The sequence below is a fragment of the Bradyrhizobium sp. AZCC 2262 genome (genome assembly GCF_036924535.1).
Classification (GTDB): domain Bacteria; phylum Pseudomonadota; class Alphaproteobacteria; order Rhizobiales; family Xanthobacteraceae; genus Bradyrhizobium.
In genome coordinates this window covers 8,442,171-8,457,532 of the sequence record NZ_JAZHRT010000001.1, presented here as the reverse complement: position 1 = coordinate 8,457,532, position 15,362 = coordinate 8,442,171, and the positions used below count along the sequence as shown (strand labels likewise).

Annotated in this window: 14 protein-coding genes; 12 read left to right on the top strand and 2 right to left on the bottom strand. The window is 63.4% G+C overall.

Annotation, left to right across the window (positions count from 1 at the left end; genetic code table 11):
- Positions 1–64 precede the first annotated feature (64 nt).
- The 5 genes from xerD (at position 65) to V1283_RS39660 (ending at position 5,480) form a co-directional block, all read left to right on the top strand.
- Positions 65–1,030 (top strand): site-specific tyrosine recombinase XerD, encoded by a 966-nt coding sequence (gene xerD / locus V1283_RS39680; RefSeq protein ID WP_334392004.1) that lies wholly within the window; start codon positions 65–67, stop codon positions 1,028–1,030.
- Positions 1,031–1,163: 133 nt separating this feature from the next.
- The gene (locus V1283_RS39675; RefSeq protein WP_334392003.1) at positions 1,164–1,772 is read left to right on the top strand and encodes a PadR family transcriptional regulator; all 609 of its coding nucleotides are present in this window, start codon (positions 1,164–1,166) and stop codon (positions 1,770–1,772) included.
- A 1-nt stretch (position 1,773) separates the two neighbouring features.
- On the top strand, positions 1,774–2,538 hold the full coding sequence (locus V1283_RS39670) for a siderophore-interacting protein (protein ID WP_334392002.1): 765 nt from the start codon (positions 1,774–1,776) through the stop codon (positions 2,536–2,538).
- A 248-nt stretch (positions 2,539–2,786) separates the two neighbouring features.
- Positions 2,787–3,749, top strand: coding sequence for an acetyl-CoA carboxylase carboxyltransferase subunit alpha (locus V1283_RS39665; protein WP_334392001.1), 963 nt, complete (start codon positions 2,787–2,789; stop codon positions 3,747–3,749).
- A gap of 264 nt (positions 3,750–4,013) precedes the next feature.
- Positions 4,014–5,480, top strand: a complete 1,467-nt coding sequence (locus V1283_RS39660) for a L,D-transpeptidase family protein (RefSeq protein WP_334392000.1) — start codon at positions 4,014–4,016, stop codon at positions 5,478–5,480.
- A 310-nt stretch (positions 5,481–5,790) separates the two neighbouring features.
- On the opposite strand, the gene secA is transcribed toward V1283_RS39660, so the two are convergent.
- The gene (secA, locus tag V1283_RS39655; protein WP_334391999.1) at positions 5,791–8,625 is read right to left on the bottom strand and encodes a preprotein translocase subunit SecA; all 2,835 of its coding nucleotides are present in this window, start codon (positions 8,623–8,625) and stop codon (positions 5,791–5,793) included.
- A gap of 348 nt (positions 8,626–8,973) precedes the next feature.
- Between secA and V1283_RS39650 the strand changes: the two genes are divergently transcribed.
- The 3 genes from V1283_RS39650 to V1283_RS39640 all read left to right on the top strand — a co-directional run bounded on the left by V1283_RS39650 (position 8,974) and on the right by V1283_RS39640 (position 11,813).
- Positions 8,974–9,885, top strand: coding sequence for a peptidylprolyl isomerase (locus V1283_RS39650; RefSeq protein ID WP_334391998.1), 912 nt, complete (start codon positions 8,974–8,976; stop codon positions 9,883–9,885).
- 161 nt (positions 9,886–10,046) lie between these two features.
- Positions 10,047–11,288: a bifunctional glutamate N-acetyltransferase/amino-acid acetyltransferase ArgJ gene (gene argJ, locus V1283_RS39645; protein ID WP_334391997.1), complete on the top strand. Its 1,242-nt coding sequence runs from the start codon at positions 10,047–10,049 to the stop codon at positions 11,286–11,288.
- A 114-nt stretch (positions 11,289–11,402) separates the two neighbouring features.
- The gene (locus V1283_RS39640; RefSeq protein ID WP_334391996.1) at positions 11,403–11,813 is read left to right on the top strand and encodes a (deoxy)nucleoside triphosphate pyrophosphohydrolase; all 411 of its coding nucleotides are present in this window, start codon (positions 11,403–11,405) and stop codon (positions 11,811–11,813) included.
- A 160-nt stretch (positions 11,814–11,973) separates the two neighbouring features.
- Here V1283_RS39640 and V1283_RS39635 read toward each other — a convergent pair whose 3' ends face one another.
- Positions 11,974–12,819 carry a methyltransferase domain-containing protein gene (locus V1283_RS39635; RefSeq protein ID WP_334391995.1) on the bottom strand — a complete coding sequence of 282 codons (846 nt, stop codon included), beginning with the start codon at positions 12,817–12,819 and terminating at the stop codon, positions 11,974–11,976.
- Between the two features lie 77 nt (positions 12,820–12,896).
- Between V1283_RS39635 and V1283_RS39630 the strand changes: the two genes are divergently transcribed.
- The 4 genes from V1283_RS39630 to V1283_RS39615 are packed head-to-tail and all read left to right on the top strand — an operon-like array spanning position 12,897 to position 15,352.
- Positions 12,897–13,706, top strand: coding sequence for a ComF family protein (locus tag V1283_RS39630; RefSeq protein WP_334391994.1), 810 nt, complete (start codon positions 12,897–12,899; stop codon positions 13,704–13,706).
- A gap of 28 nt (positions 13,707–13,734) precedes the next feature.
- Entirely contained in the window at positions 13,735–14,007 is a 273-nt protein-coding gene (gene grxC / locus V1283_RS39625) for a glutaredoxin 3 (RefSeq protein WP_334391993.1), read from the top strand.
- Positions 14,004–14,882, top strand: a complete 879-nt coding sequence (locus V1283_RS39620) for a carbon-nitrogen hydrolase family protein (RefSeq protein WP_334391992.1) — start codon at positions 14,004–14,006, stop codon at positions 14,880–14,882. Before grxC ends, V1283_RS39620 begins: the two co-directional genes overlap by 4 nt.
- The gene (locus tag V1283_RS39615; RefSeq protein WP_334391991.1) at positions 14,879–15,352 is read left to right on the top strand and encodes a DUF1178 family protein; all 474 of its coding nucleotides are present in this window, start codon (positions 14,879–14,881) and stop codon (positions 15,350–15,352) included. The genes V1283_RS39620 and V1283_RS39615 overlap by 4 nt, the downstream gene beginning before the upstream one ends.
- The last annotated feature ends 10 nt before the right edge of the window (positions 15,353–15,362 follow it).

Genomic DNA, 15,362 nt, shown 5'->3' with positions numbered 1-15,362 from the left:
TCGTCTGATTTGTGTGAGAGACGAACTCGGGGAGCGGCATCTCGCCTACGGGATGTCGGGGGCAATGCGTTCCAGCAAGACGGCCAAAGACGAGAAGCTGATCAACCTGTTCCTCGACATGCTCGCGGCGGAACAGGGGGCTGGCGACAACACGCTCGACGCCTATCGCCGCGACCTCACGGATTTTTCCGAATTTCTCGGCCGCCAGGGCCAAAACTTTGCCGGCGCCGGAACGGATGCACTGCGGGACTACCTCGCCGACCTCGATGTCAGAGGCTTCAAATCCTCCAGCGTGGCGCGCCGGCTGTCGGCGATGCGGCATCTGTTCCGCTTTCTCCTGAACGAGCGCATCCGCAGCGACGATCCGGCGGCGATCCTGTCCGGCCCGAAGCGTGGCCGGGGCTTGCCGAAGGTGCTGTCGATAGCGGACGTCGACCGCATGCTGACGCGGGCCAAGGAATTGACCGAGGCCGAGAACGCTTCGCCACAGCAGCGGCTGCGCGCGATGCGGCTGTATTGCCTGCTGGAGGTGCTTTACGCCACCGGCCTGCGCGTCTCGGAGCTGGTGACGCTGCCGCTGTCGGCCTCGCGGCGCGACGCCCGCATGATCGTGGTGCGCGGCAAGGGCAACAAGGAACGGCTGGTGCCGCTCAACGAAGCGTCACGGCAGGCGATGGCCGGCTATCTCGCCGCGATGGAAGCGCTCAAGCCCGAGAACAAGAAAGGCGCACCCAGCTCGAAATGGCTGTTTCCCTCCTTCGGTGAGAGCGGCCATCTGACGCGGCAGCATTTTGCGCGCGACCTGAAGGAACTGGCGGCGGCATCGGGCCTCGCGCCGCGGCTGGTCTCCCCACATGTGCTGCGCCACGCCTTCGCCAGCCACCTGCTGCATAACGGCGCCGACCTGCGCATCGTGCAGACGCTGCTCGGCCATACCGACATCTCCACCACGCAGATCTATACCCATGTGGTCGAGGAGCGGCTCAAAAGCCTGGTGCGCGACCTGCATCCGCTGGCGGAAAAGATCTAAATGCAGGGGCAAGTGTCAGAGCGGCCGTCCATATAAGATATATCTTTTCAAATCTATGACCTATCTTTCTACTTGCTCGCCAATCATTATGATATATCTTAGACAGATCATAACTAACCAAAAGGAAGAAAACATGTTTGGATTCAGACACGCGATGCGCGAGGGCCGCCACGGCCGCGGCTTGGGCGGCCATCACGCATCACCGCGCGGCGGCAGGTTCGGCCGCGGTGAAGGAGGGAGAGGCTGGAGCGAAGACGACCAGGGCTTCGGACGCGGCGGCGGACGGCGGCGAATGTTCGACGGGGGCGAACTGCGCCTCGTGCTGCTCAAACTGATCGCCGACAAGCCCCGCCACGGCTACGACCTGATTCGCGCCATCGAGGAACGAACCGGCGGCGCCTATGCGCCGAGCCCAGGCATCGTCTATCCGACGCTGACGATGTTGAGCGAAATGGGGCTGATCGACGAGCAACTGGCCGAGGGTGCGCGAAAGCTGTTTGCGGTCACGCCGGAAGGCACCGCCCACCTCGCGGAGCACGCCGCGGAGGTCGCCGCGATGCTGGCGCGGCTGGATGCGCTTGCTGCGATGCGCCAGCGCACCGACGCCGTTCCGATCCGCCGCGCGATGCATAATCTGCGCAGCGTGCTGTTGAGCCGGCTCGGCGAAGGCCTCGACAAGGAGCGGATGCATGAAGCGGTGGAGCTGATCGATGAGGCGGCGCGAAAGATCGAGCGTCTGTAACATGGGTCTGCAGCGTCACACGACCGCCCGCGTCCGCCACGAACTTCGTCGACGGGTGTTGACCGTATCCTCCACCGAGCTGTTGACGCCGCGCATGCTGCGCTTCGGCTTCACCTCACCCGACCTGCACGATTTCGCCAGCGCCTCGCATGACGATCACGTCAAGCTGTTCTTTCCTGCCGTCGGCGGAGATGCCGACGGACGGGAAAGCTGCATGCGCGATTTTACGCCGCGCCGGTTCGATAGAAGCCAGGGAACACTGATCATCGACTTCGCACTCCACGAGAGCGGTCCTGCGACGCACTGGGCGACATCGGCACAGATTGGCGACACGCTGGAAATCGGCGGTCCAAGGGGCTCCACTGTCGTGCCCGATGATTTCGACTGGTATCTGTTGATCGGCGACGAAACTGCGCTTCCGGCGATCGGACGTCGCGTGGAAGAGCTTCGCGCCGACGTGCCGGTGACCACCTTCGTCTTGATGGAAGCTGATGAAATCCTGGACTTCCGGACCAAGGCGACCTGGACGCCGCGCTGGATTGCGCGAAACGGGTCGCCGGACGATGCGTCGCTGCTGCGCACGGTGCTTGCCGATTACGCACTGCCAAACGGCGAAGGCTTCGTTTGGATCGCCGCTGAAGTGTCCGTCGCGCGCAGCGTGCGAAACTATATCATCGAGGACCTCGGGCACCCGCGGCAATGGACCAAAGCAGCGGGCTATTGGAAGCGCGGGCACGCTGACGCCCACGAAAAGATCGAGGATTGACCGGCTTGTCCCGGCCTGCGACGAACGCATCCTTCCGTCCATCCCTCCCCGAAGATGCGCCTGCAGCCTTGACTTCCGCGGCGTCTCCCCCGAAACAGCCGTCTCCCGCCTGTGGCCTTGTTTGGCGCGCCTTCGGCAAACCGGGTCATCCGGGCCGAGATGCACGCTAAATCATTGAAGATGCGTGCTTTCCTTAAGCGAATCGAAACCGCTTCGCCTCAAAGCACGTTGTTACCTATATTGTTTCGATGCCGGATCAGATGCGCAGCTATCTCGACTTTGAAAAACCCGTCGCCGAGCTCGAGGCCAAGGTCGATGAACTGCGCGCGCTGGCAGCGTCCGGCAGCGACATCGGCGACGAGATCGCGCGCATAGAGGACAAGGCGCAGCAGGCGCTGGACGACCTCTACGCCAATTTGACGCCGTGGCAGAAGACCCTGGTGGCGCGCCATCCGCAGCGCCCGCATTTCACCGATTTCGTCGGCGCGCTGATGACGGAATTCACGCCGATGGCCGGCGACCGCAAATTCGCCGAGGACGAGGCGCTGGTGGGCGGCTTCGGCCGATTCCGCGGCGAGAGCATCTGCGTGGTCGGCCAGGAAAAGGGCGCCACCACCGACGGCCGTATCAAGCATAATTTCGGCATGGCGCGCCCCGAGGGCTATCGCAAGGCGGTGCGGCTGATGGAGATGGCAGACCGCTTTGGCATTCCGGTGCTGTCGCTCGTCGATTCCGCCGGCGCCTATCCCGGCATCGGCGCCGAGGAGCGCGGCGTGGCGGAAGCGATCGCACGCTCGACCGATACTTGCCTCTCGCTCGGCGTCCCCAATGTCGCGATCATCACCGGCGAGGGCATGTCGGGCGGCGCCATCGCCATCACCACCGCCAACAAGGTGCTGATGTTCGAGCACGCGATCTACAGCGTGATCTCGCCGGAGGCGGCCTCCTCGATCCTGTGGCGCGACGGCACCAAGGCCCAGGAAGTCGCCAACGGCATGAAGATCACCGCCCAGGACATGCTGCGATTCGGCGTGATCGACGAGATCCTGAAAGAGCCCTCCGGCGGCGCCCACCGCGATTCCGCCGCCATGATCTCGGCCACCGGTGACGCGATCGCCGAGGCCTTCAACGACCTCCGCAATCTGGACGCGGCCGGCATCCGCCGGCAGCGGCGGCAGAAATTCCTCGATATCGGCCGCAAGCTCGGCTGATTGGCCCGCTTGTCCTGCCCTAAACGGGGACCGGCCCGGCCGCCTTAAAGGCGCTTTATTTCATCGGATCACTTGATTCGGCCCTAATTAGGCCCCGACCCGGTCTTTAAACTTTATTGACCATGCCCTCCTCGGAAACGGCTGGCGCATCGCGTTCGGGTTGCGGCGCGGAAGGTCAAAGGATACTATTTTATGCAATGGCTTCAGGGCATATTCGCTGTGATTTGGGGTGCGAAAATGCCCGGTGGGTGTGGAGCTTAGCCTTTGATTAACCGTTCGCTGGTTCGCGCGCTCGTCACGTCGGCTGCCCTCGCGGGCGCAGGCGCGCTGCTGGGCAGTTGCAACGGCGACGACATCTCGCTGGCCAATAACGCCAAGGCCAACCAGCCCGTCCCGCCAAAACTGATCGCCGACATGACGGCGAAAGACATGGACCTGCAATCGCCGATCCTGGTTCGCCTGTACAAGCAGGAAGCTGAACTTGAGATCTGGAAGCAGGACCGCTCCGGCCGTTTCGCACTCCTGAAGACCTATCCGATCTGCCGCTGGTCGGGCGATCTCGGACCCAAGGTCCGCGAGGGCGACCGCCAGGCGCCGGAAGGCTTCTATGCAATTTCGCCGGCGCAGATGAATCCGCAGTCGGCCTATTATCTTTCCTTCAACACCGGCTATCCGAACGCGTTCGACAAGGCGCTGGGGCGTTCCGGCTCGCAGCTGATGGTGCATGGCGATTGTTCCTCGCGCGGCTGCTACGCGATGACCGACGAACAGATCGCGGAAATCTATTCGCTGGGCCGCGAGTCCTTCTTCGGCGGCCAGAAGTCGTTCCAGTTGCAGGCCTATCCGTTCAAGATGACGCCGGCCAACATGGCCAAGCATCGCAACAATCCGAACATGCCGTTCTGGAAGATGATCAAGGAAGGCAATGATCATTTCGAGGTGACGAAGCAGGAGCCGAAGGTCGATTTCTGCGAAAAGAAATACGTCTTCGACGCGATCAAGAAGCCGGGCGCCACGCGTGATCTTGTGTTCGACGCTTCGGCCAAATGTCCGGACTACGGGATTTCCGACGAGATCGCCGACGCCGTGCGCGAGAAGCAGGCATCCGACATCGCGGAGACTGCAAGGCTGATTGCCAAGGGAACGCCGGTCGCACGGATCAACACCGGCATCGACGGCGGCATGCACAGGGTATTCGCCGCGCGCGTACCCGACGGCAACACGGGTCTTTCGGAACCCGGCGACGGCTCGTTGTCGCTGATGGCGCGGGCCCCCGGCACCATTCCTTCTCACGTCAATCCGCCCAAGGCGCCCTCCGATAATCTGCTGATGGGTGCGCCGGAACCGCCGAAGCTTGCCGCAGCCCCGGCCCCCACCCCTGCCGCAGCGCCGACGCGCGTCGCCAATGCGGCGCCGACGGCCGAGAATAATGAAGGGTTCTTCTCCAGCCTCGCCCGCAAGGTCGGTATCGGCGGCAGCGGTGACGCTACCGCAAGCACGCCACCTTCGAAGCCGAAGGTGATCGAGGCCAAGCGAAGCGAGCCGCCGCGGCCGGAAGCGCCGAAGGCCGCGGCGCCGAAGCACGACGCCAAACAGGCCGCCGTCCGTCCGCCGCTGAAACCTTCCATGTCGGATACCCCGGCGCCCGCCACGAAGGACAATCAGGTCTCAGGCTCCGCGCCGATTGTGTCGTCGAACTCGTTCGACAGCCGCTTCGGGGCGACGAAGTAGAAGCGCGGCTCTTTCAGTAAAACTGGAATCGTGGGGTGGGCAAAGCGTAAGCGTGCCCACCACCGAACGTGCCATGTGCGGCTTGCTAGTGGGCACGGCGCAGAAACGCCTTTGCTCACCTAAAAGGCCGCCCAGCTTCGGGGCTCATACAAGCCGCCCGGTGGCTAAGCGATGGATGACAGTTCCGGCGACTGTGCCGGCGGCTGTCGAACACGGTCATAAAAACATCGGTGGCAGGCGATGACCTGCCACCGATGTTTCCGTGAGGAAGACGAAAACGTTATTGAGAAAACGTTATTGAAACTAGTGCCTAAGCGTACCTGCCGTGGCAGTGCTTGTACTTCTTGCCGCTGCCGCAAGGGCAATCCTCGTTGCGGCCGACCTTGCCCCAGCTTCCGGGGTTTTTCGGATCGCGATCGGCGGCCATGGCCTCGGGCACCAGCGAGGCGTTGGCGAACGCCATCTCGTCTTCGCCGGTGTTGGGGTCGAACTTGTGCGCTTCCATCGCCGGCAGCGGTTGCTGTTCTTCCGGCGGCACGATCTCGACGCGCATCAATTGCGCCGTCACCGCCTCGCGCAGATGCGCGGTCATCGCCTCATACAGGCCGAAGGCTTCCGACTTGTACTCCTGCAACGGATCGCGCTGGCCGTAGCCGCGCAGGCCGATCACCTGGCGCAGATGATCGAGCATGATCAGGTGCTCGCGCCAGAGGTGATCCAGCGTCTGCAGCAGAATGGTCTTCTCGACGTAACGCATCACGTCGGGACCCCATTGCGCCACCTTGGCCGCCATGTGCTCGTCGACCCGCTGCTCGATCCGCGTCAGCAGCTCCTCGTCGGCAATCCCCTCTTCCTTGGCCCATTCGTCGACCGGCAGGTCGACGTCGAGCACGCGCTTCAATTCTTCCTTGAGGCCCGCGACATCCCACTGCTCGGCATAGGCGTGTTCGGGCACATGCTTGACGACGATGTCGTCGATGAAGTCATGACGCATGTCCGCGACCATTTCGGCCACGCTGTCGCTCTTCATCAACTCGACGCGCTGGTCGAAGATCACCTTGCGCTGGTCGTTCTGGACGTTGTCGAACTTGAGCAGGTTCTTGCGGATGTCGAAGTTGCGGGCTTCGACCTTCTGCTGCGCCTTTTCCAGCGCCTTGTTGATCCAGGGATGGATGATGGCCTCGCCCTCTTGCAGGCCGAGCCGCTGCAGCATGCTGTCGAGCCGGTCGGATCCGAAGATCCGCATCAGATCGTCTTCCAGCGACAGGAAGAATTTTGAGCGGCCGGGGTCGCCCTGACGGCCGGAACGGCCGCGCAACTGGTTGTCGATGCGGCGGGATTCATGCCGCTCCGAGCCCATGATGTAGAGCCCACCGGGTTTGGTGACGGTCTTGGCCGGCTTGTTGCCCTTGGCAGGCTCGACCTCGACGACGTCCTCGGCCTTCAGCACGATCTCGCGGAAGCGTTCGATATCAGCCTTGATCTGTTCGATCTTTTTGGCCTTCTCGGCCTCGTCGGTAATGTCAGCGGTCTCCTGCTGGATCCGCATATCGAGCGAGCCGCCGAGCTTGATGTCGGTACCGCGGCCGGCCATGTTGGTGGCGATCGTGATCGCGCCGGGGACGCCGGCTTCGGCGACGATATAGGCTTCCTGTTCGTGGAAGCGCGCGTTCAAGACCGCAAACAGCTTTGCAGGCTTGCCCGCACGCGCCGCGGCGTAGAGCTTCTCCATCCCGGATTCCGAACCGAAATCGATCTGCTTGTAGCCGTGCTTCTTCAAATAATCGGCCAAGACCTCCGACTTCTCGATCGAGGCGGTACCGACCAGCACGGGCTGCAGCCGCTTGTTGGCACGTTCGATCTCAGCCAGGATCGCGGCATATTTCTCGTTCTGGGTGCGGTAGACTTCATCGTCCTCGTCGAGACGCGCGACTGCCACGTTGGTCGGAATTTCCACGACCTCGAGCTTGTAGATGTCGAACAATTCGTCGGCTTCGGTCAGCGCCGTACCGGTCATGCCGGCGAGCTTTTCGTACATCCGGAAATAGTTCTGGAACGTGATCGAAGCCAGCGTCTGGTTTTCCGGCTGGACCTGGACGTGCTCCTTGGCTTCCAGCGCCTGGTGCAGGCCTTCGGAATAGCGGCGGCCCTGCATCATGCGGCCGGTGAACTCGTCGATGATGATGACTTCGCCGTCGCGGACGATGTAGTCCTTGTCGCGGGTGAACAGCGAGTGCGCCCGCAGCGCCTGGTTGATGTGGTGAACGACCGAGACGTTCTCGACGTCGTATAGCGAATCACCCTTGAGCTGGCCGGCGTCGCGCAACAGCGTCTCGATCTTCTCCATGCCGGCTTCGGTCAGCGTCACCGTGCGCTGCTTCTCGTCGACGTCGTAATCGGTCTTGTCGAGCTTGGGCAGGAAGGTGTCGATGGTGTTGTAGAATTCCGAGCGGTCGTCGAGCGGACCGGAGATGATCAGCGGCGTGCGCGCCTCGTCGATCAGGATCGAGTCGACTTCGTCGACGATGGCGTAGAAGTGGCCGCGCTGGACCATGTCCTCCAGCCGGTACTTCATGTTGTCGCGCAGATAGTCGAAACCGTATTCGTTGTTGGTGCCGTAGGTGATGTCGCGGAAATAGGCTTCCTTGCGCTCGGCATCGTCGAGGCCGTGGACGATCACGCCGACGGTCAGGCCGAGGAATTGGTAGATCTGGCCCATCCATTCCGAGTCGCGGCGGGCGAGGTAGTCGTTGACGGTGACGACATGGACGCCCTTGCCGGCCAGCGCGTTGAGATAGACCGCGAGCGTCGCCACCAGCGTCTTGCCTTCGCCGGTCTTCATCTCGGCGATATCGCCCTCATGCAGCACCATGCCGCCGATCAGCTGGACGTCGAAATGGCGCTGGCCGAGGGTGCGCTTGGCGGCCTCGCGCACGGTGGCGAAGGCCGGAACCAGGAGGTCGTCGAGCGTCTTGCCGTCGGCGAGTTGCTGGCGGAATTCGGCGGTGCGGGCCTTCAGCGCCTCATCGGAAAGCGCGGCGAGCTCGGGCTCAAGCGCGTTGATGTCGTTGACGCGGGACTGATATCCCTTCACCCGCCGGTCGTTGGCGGAGCCGAAAAACTTGCGGGCGAGCGCGCCGATCATGCCAATTCCTGCCTTTAGCCGTTACTTGCGTTGCATGCCGTGACGTGGTCCACCAAGTTGCCTATCAACTCACCGTGACGCATCGCGGCAAACACCCCGTTCCGGAGCGTTATCCGCCTAATGAGTGGGAATTAAGCAATCCTAGGTTCAGCGGCAAAACGCAGCAAAATAAGCGCTATCGCCGCTATACGATCCGGCACAGATATGGCTGGGTCGGGGCCTTGTCAACTTGCGTCCATCTGTCAAGGAATTCATCATTTTGACAGACTTTTCGCGTTGCCAAGGCCGCATGATTGGGCGAGTGTCCCGCCGCCTTTGCCGCCCCCATCTTCAAGACAAGGATTTTCCATGACCACCTCGTTCCCGGAAACGAAAACCGGCCGGCGCTTCGGCCTCGCCTCCCTGGCCGCGACGGCCTGTCTGGCCGCGATTCTGGCCGCCAGCCTGCCGGTTCGTGCCCAGGACAACCCCGTTCTCGCCAAGGTCAACGGCATCGAGATCCGCCAGAGCGACGTCGCGCTCGCGGAAGAGGAACTCGGCCCCAGCCTCGCGCAAATGGACCCGGCGTCCAAGAAGGACAACGTGCTGGCCTTCCTGATCGACCTGAAAATCGTCGCCAAGGCCGCCGAGGACAAGAAGGTCGAGAATTCCGAGGACTTCAAGAAGCGCCTGGCCTTCACCCGCAGCCGCCTTCTGATGGACAGCCTCCTCGCCACCGAGGGCAAGGCTGCGACCACCGACGAGGCCATGAAGAAGGTCTATGAGGAGGCCTCCAAGCAGATCACCGGCGAAATGGAAGTCCATGCCCGGCATATCCTGGTCGAGACCGAGGACGAGGCCAAGGCGATCGCGGAAGAGCTGAAGAAGGGCGGCGACTTTGCCGAACTGGCGAAGAAGAAGTCCAAGGATCCCGGCGCCTCCGATGGCGGCGATCTCGGCTTCTTCACCAAGGAACAGATGGTGCCGGAATTCTCCGCCGTCGCCTTCACGCTCGAACCCGGCAAGATCTCGGACCCCGTCAAGTCGCAATTCGGCTGGCACATCATCAAGGTCGAGGAAAAGCGCGCCCGCAAGGCCCCCGACTTCGAGCAGGTCAAGGCCCAGATCGAGACCTATGTGACGCGCAAGGCCCAGGCCGAATACGTCGCCAAGCTGCGCGAAGCCGCCAAGGTCGAGCGTATGGACAAGCCGGCTGAAGCCGCCAAGGCCGACGCTCCAAAACCCGCGGATTCCAAGATGGCGCCGCCGGCCAAGAAGTAAAAAATCGCTGTTACTTCTTTCAGACCGATAGTATTGACCATCGTCATGGCCGGGCCGAAGCGCCCGGCCGTTCCATGTCTGGGGTTCGTTGACAGGCCCTCAAGACGTCGATGGCCGGGGCTGGTCCGGCTATAGTTTGATCTGGCCGAACAGGTGCTCGCATGTCTACTGCCGTCTCCCCCCTCGCTCCGACCAATGTCCCCGAGATGCCCGCGATTGCCGGCGTAAAGCTCGCGACCGCCGCGGCCGGCATTCGCTACAAGGGCCGCACCGACGTGCTGCTGGCGGTCATGGACAAGGGCACCACAGTCGCGGGCGTCTTCACCAAGTCGAAATGCCCGTCCGCTCCCGTTGAATGGTGCCGCGCCAAGCTCGGCCGGGGACAAGCCCGCGCGCTGGTGGTGAATTCCGGCAACGCCAATGCCTTCACCGGCAAGACCGGCAAGCAGTCAACCGCGCTGACCGCGCAAACCGCAGCGAAGGCCGTCGGCTGCGCGACCTCCGACGTCTTCCTCGCCTCGACCGGCGTGATCGGCGAGCCGCTCGACGCCACCAAGTTCGACGGCGTGCTGGCGACGCTGGCCGAGGCGGCCACCCCCGACCACTGGATGGACGCGGCCAGGGCGATCATGACCACCGATACCTTCCCGAAGGTCGCAACCGCCACGGTGAAACTCGGCAAGGCCAAGGTGACCATCAACGGCATGGCCAAGGGCGCCGGCATGATCATGCCCGACATGGCGACCATGCTGTCCTTTGTGTTCACCGACGCGCCGCTGTCGTCGGCCGTGCTGCAGGCGCTGCTCAAGAGCGGTGTCGACGATACGTTCAACGCCGTCACCATCGACAGCGACACCTCGACGTCGGACACCCTGCTCGCCTTCGCCACCGGCGCGGCTGCCGCAAATGGCGCGCCGAAGATCAGCCGCGCCAGCGATCCCAGGCTGAAAGCGTTCGCCAAGGCGTTCCAAGACGTGCTGGCCGATCTTGCCGAACAGGTGGCCCGCGATGGCGAAGGCGCGCGCAAGCTGGTCGAGGTGGTCGTCGAAGGCGCGACCACCAAGACCTCAGCGCGCAAGATCGCGATGTCGATCGCGAATTCGCCGCTGGTGAAGACGGCGATCGCCGGCGAGGACGCCAATTGGGGCCGCGTGGTGATGGCGGTCGGCAAGGCCGGCGAGCCTGCCAACCGCGACAAGCTTTCGATCTCGTTCAACGGCATCCGCGTCGCCAAAAGTGGCGCGCGCGATCCATCCTACAACGAGACCGAGGTTTCCGAGGTGATGAAAAATCCAAAAATCCAGATCAAGGTCACCCTTGGCCTCGGCAAGGGCCGCGACCGCGTGCTGACCTGCGATCTCACCAAGGAATATGTCGCGATCAACGGCGATTATCGCTCTTGATCGCCACTTGATGTCATTCCGGGGCGATGCGTCAGCATCGAACCCGGAATCTCGAGATTCCGGGTTCGCGCTTCGCGCGCCCCGGAATGACAGTTAGAAAACTGGCAGGGACGCATGGCTGACATCAAGCTCACTCTCGTGGTCGCCTGCGCCCTGGTCGACGCCGACAAGCGCGTGCTGATCGCACAGCGGCCGGAAGGCAAGGCGCTCGCCGGCCTGTGGGAATTTCCCGGCGGCAAGGTCGAGCCCGGCGAACGGCCGGAGCAGACCCTGATCCGCGAACTGCATGAAGAGATCGGGATCGACGTCAGCGAGCCGTGCCTGGCGCCGTTGACGTTCGCGAGCTACGCCTATGACAGTTTTCATTTGCTGATGCCGCTCTACATCTGCCGGCGCTGGGAGGGCATGGTGACGGCGCGCGAGGGCCAGCAACTGGCCTGGGTCCGCGCCAACAAGCTGCGCGACTACCCGATGCCGCCCGCAGACATTCCGCTGATCCCGCATCTGATCGATTTGTTGATGTAGCGGCGCGTTTCTCCGGCCGCTGCGCAGCGCGCCGGCCTCTCGTCATTGCGAGCGCAGCGAAGCAATCCATGCAAGCGCCCGGGGATAGAATGGATTGCTTCGTCGCTTTGCTCCCTTGCGCAAACGCTTCGCGTTTGTCGCAGGCAATGACGAACTGCGATCACTCTCGCGTAGCCTTCTTCACCGCCGCCTCCAGGCTCGCTTTCGCCGAGCCTGGCTTCAGCGGCTTCGGCTGGCTTTCATGCGGCGCCCAGCCGGACAGCCAGATCACATCGAAGGTCGCGCGGACACGGCCGTCAGCGTCGGCGAAACGCTCTCCGTAAATCTGCGCCATCCGCAGCATGGTGGCGCGGCGGGTCGGCGCGCGCCGCCGCTCGATCAAAATATTGGTCGCGCCCATCCGCCTGAGATCGGTCATCAGCGCGAACGCGCTGTCATAGCGCACCACGACGCGGTCGACATCGGTAACCGGCAGCGCCAGCCCCGCGCGCTGCAGCAGCGCACCGACATCACGCAGATCCGCAAACGGCGCGACCCGCGGCGACACTCCGCCCTCGCATTCGGCTTCCGCCGCGGCAAAGGATTGCCTGAGCTCCGTCAACGTATCGCCGCCGATCATCGCCGCCAGCAACAGCCCGTCCGGCTTCAACGCGCGACGGATCTGCGCCAGCACACCCGGCAGATCGTTGACGAACTGAAAGGCGAGTGCGGAGATAACGAGGTCGAGCGATTGCGGCGGCAAGCGCAGCGTTTCCGATTGATCGGGATCGATGCGGGTGATCGACTGGAAGCGATCCGCCACCGGCTTTCGCAGCAGTTCGTCCGGGGTCCAGATATCGGCGACACCGGCAAAATTCCGCATCACCGTCTGCAGCCGCTCTTCAAAATCCTCCCGGACGCGATCGAGCAGAAACGTCGCCGGGCCGCCACGCCGCGCACGTTCCATCCGCGCGCGCAGCAATGCGCGGTCGAACAGGATCGGTGCGGCGGTCGGGGTCGAAGCCATGCCGGTTGGTACGCTGGCTCCCTATCTCTGGCAATCCTGCGCTTGAGCACGCTGCCCACCGGCGCTAGCCTCGCCCCATGGACGCCGAAGCATCACCACCACGCTCCATCGCCAACCATTTGCGCGGCGCGTTGAGTGCCTGCCGCGACGCAGTCGCGCATCTGCCGCGGCTCGCACTCGACATCGCGCTGCCGACGCTGTGCGTTTCCTGCCGCGAGCCGGTCGATGGCGAGGGTGTTTGCGCGGCGTGCTGGGCGAAATTGTCGTTCATCGCACCGCCGTTCTGTCCGCGGCTCGGCATCCCCTTCGTCTATGACCCGGGCCCGGAATTGCTGTCGATGGAGGCGATTGCCAATCCACCGGCATACCAGCGCGCCCGCGCTGCGGTGCGCTATGACGACGTCGCGCGCACGCTGGTGCATTCGCTGAAATACCAGGACCGCACCGATCTGGCGCCCGCCATGGGCCGCTGGATGGCGCGCGCGGGTCAGGAATTGCTCGACGAGGCCGACGTGCTGGTGCCGGTACCCCTGCACTGGCGGCGTGGCTGGAGCCGCCGCTACAACCAGTCCGGCGCGTTGGCGCGGGTGATTTCACAGCAAACCGGCGTCAAACTGGCCTCTGAGGCGCTTCGCCGCATTCGCGCGACCGAACAACAGATTGGCCTGTCCCGGCCGCAGCGCGCCAGCAATGTGCAGGGCGCCTTCAAGGTCGCCGCCGATCGCATGGCTGATATCCAGGGCCGTCGCATCGTCCTGATCGACGATGTCTTGACGTCAGGCGCCACCACCGACGCCTGCGCCCGGGCGCTGCTGCGCGCCAAGGCCGCGCAGGTTGACGTGCTGGTATTCGCGCGGGTTGTGGACAGCCACCGCGCTCCCATATAATTCAATTACTTGCCAACCAGAGCGCGCCATGACCGCCATTGAAATCTACACCCGCCCGGGCTGCGGCTACTGCACCGCCGCCAAATCGTTGCTGACGCGCAAGAACGCCGCGTTCACCGAATTGAACGTGGCGAGCGACCCGGCCTATCGCGAGCAGATGTACGACCGCGCAGGCCACGGCACGACCTTTCCTCAGATATTCATCGGCACAACCCATGTCGGCGGCTGTGACGAGCTCTACGCGCTGGATCGCGCGGGCAAGCTCGATGGCCTGTTGGCGGGAGAAAAGGCCTCCTCATGAGCGCTGGCTCCATTTTTACCGCCGCCATGGTGCAGATGCGCACCGGGTTGTTGCCCGAGCCGAGCCTCGAACAGGGCACCAGGCTGATCCGCGAGGCGGCAGCGCAAGGCGCCGACTACGTGCTCACCCCCGAGGTGAGCAACATGATGCAGCTGAATCGCAAGGCGCTGTTCGAGCATCTCGCCGCCGAGGAAGACGATCTCTCACTGAAAGCCTATCGCGCGCTGGCCGCGGAATTGAAGATCCATCTTCATATCGGCTCGCTGGCGCTTCGCTTTTCGCCGGAGCGCGCCGTCAATCGCTCGTTCCTGATCGGGCCCGACGGCAATGTGCTCGCCTGCTACGACAAGATCCATATGTTCGATATCGATCTGCCCGGCGGCGAGAGCTATCGCGAGTCCGCCAATTACCAGCCGGGCGAGACGGCGGTGATCTCGGATCTGCCGTGGGGCCGTATTGGTCTTACGATCTGTTACGACGTGCGCTTTCCAGCGCTCTATCGCGCATTGGCTGAAGCCGGTGCGTCGTTCCTCACGGTGCCGTCGGCCTTCACGCGAAAGACCGGCGAGGCGCATTGGCACACGCTGCTGCGCGCCCGCGCCATCGAGAACGGCTGTTTCGTGTTCGCGGCGGCGCAGGCCGGCATGCATGAGAACAAGCGTGAAACCTACGGCCATTCGCTGATCATCGCACCCTGGGGCGAAATTCTCGCCGAGGGCGGCGTCGAGCCCGGCGTATTCCTTGCCGAGATCGATACCTCAAAGGTCGAGACCGCGCGCAAAACCGTGCCGTCGCTGCAGCATGGACGCCGTTTCGGCATCGCCGATCCCAAGGCAGGCCCTGAGCATCTGCATCTCGTCCGAGGCTCGGCATGATCCGCTACAACCTTCGCTGCGAGAAGGGCCATGCGTTCGAAAGCTGGTTTCAAAGCTCCGCGGCCTATGAAAGCCAGGAGAAACGCAGGCTGGTGAGCTGCCCCGCCTGCGGCTCGGTCAAGGTCGAGCGCGCCATCATGGCTCCGCAGATCGTGAGCAAGAAGGGCCGCGAGGTAGCCGCGCCCGCGCCGGCAGCGCCTGCGGAAGTGACGACGTCATCGGAATCGACGCCGCTGCTGATGGCGCAGGAGCGCGAATTGCGCGCCAAGCTGAAGGAATTGCGCGATCACATCGTCAAGAATGCCGACAATGTCGGCGAGCGCTTCCCCAATGAGGCGCGCAAGATGCATTACGGCGATATCGAGCATCGCCCGATCTACGGCGAAGCCTCGCCCGAGGAAGCGCGTTCCCTGATCGACGAAGGTGTCGAGGTCTCTCCGCTCCCAGTATTGCCGGACGACCGGAACTGATCGAGGGCGC

What these genes read in the sequence shown, in the direction of transcription:
- V1283_RS39675 (WP_334392003.1), top strand. Translation starts at nt 1,164, where the DNA reads ATGTTTGGATTCAGACACGCGATGCGCGAGGGCCGCCACGGCCGCGGC.
- V1283_RS39620 (WP_334391992.1), top strand. Translation starts at nt 14,004, where the DNA reads ATGAGCGCTGGCTCCATTTTTACCGCCGCCATGGTGCAGATGCGCACC.
- V1283_RS39665 (WP_334392001.1), top strand. Translation starts at nt 2,787, where the DNA reads ATGCCGGATCAGATGCGCAGCTATCTCGACTTTGAAAAACCCGTCGCC.
- argJ (WP_334391997.1), top strand. Translation starts at nt 10,047, where the DNA reads ATGTCTACTGCCGTCTCCCCCCTCGCTCCGACCAATGTCCCCGAGATG.
- grxC (WP_334391993.1), top strand. Translation starts at nt 13,735, where the DNA reads ATGACCGCCATTGAAATCTACACCCGCCCGGGCTGCGGCTACTGCACC.
- V1283_RS39630 (WP_334391994.1), top strand. Translation starts at nt 12,897, where the DNA reads ATGGACGCCGAAGCATCACCACCACGCTCCATCGCCAACCATTTGCGC.
- V1283_RS39670 (WP_334392002.1), top strand. Translation starts at nt 1,774, where the DNA reads ATGGGTCTGCAGCGTCACACGACCGCCCGCGTCCGCCACGAACTTCGT.
- V1283_RS39650 (WP_334391998.1), top strand. Translation starts at nt 8,974, where the DNA reads ATGACCACCTCGTTCCCGGAAACGAAAACCGGCCGGCGCTTCGGCCTC.
- xerD (WP_334392004.1), top strand. Translation starts at nt 65, where the DNA reads ATGCGTTCCAGCAAGACGGCCAAAGACGAGAAGCTGATCAACCTGTTC.
- secA (WP_334391999.1), bottom strand. Translation starts at nt 8,625, where the DNA reads ATGATCGGCGCGCTCGCCCGCAAGTTTTTCGGCTCCGCCAACGACCGG.
- V1283_RS39640 (WP_334391996.1), top strand. Translation starts at nt 11,403, where the DNA reads ATGGCTGACATCAAGCTCACTCTCGTGGTCGCCTGCGCCCTGGTCGAC.
- V1283_RS39615 (WP_334391991.1), top strand. Translation starts at nt 14,879, where the DNA reads ATGATCCGCTACAACCTTCGCTGCGAGAAGGGCCATGCGTTCGAAAGC.
- V1283_RS39635 (WP_334391995.1), bottom strand. Translation starts at nt 12,819, where the DNA reads ATGGCTTCGACCCCGACCGCCGCACCGATCCTGTTCGACCGCGCATTG.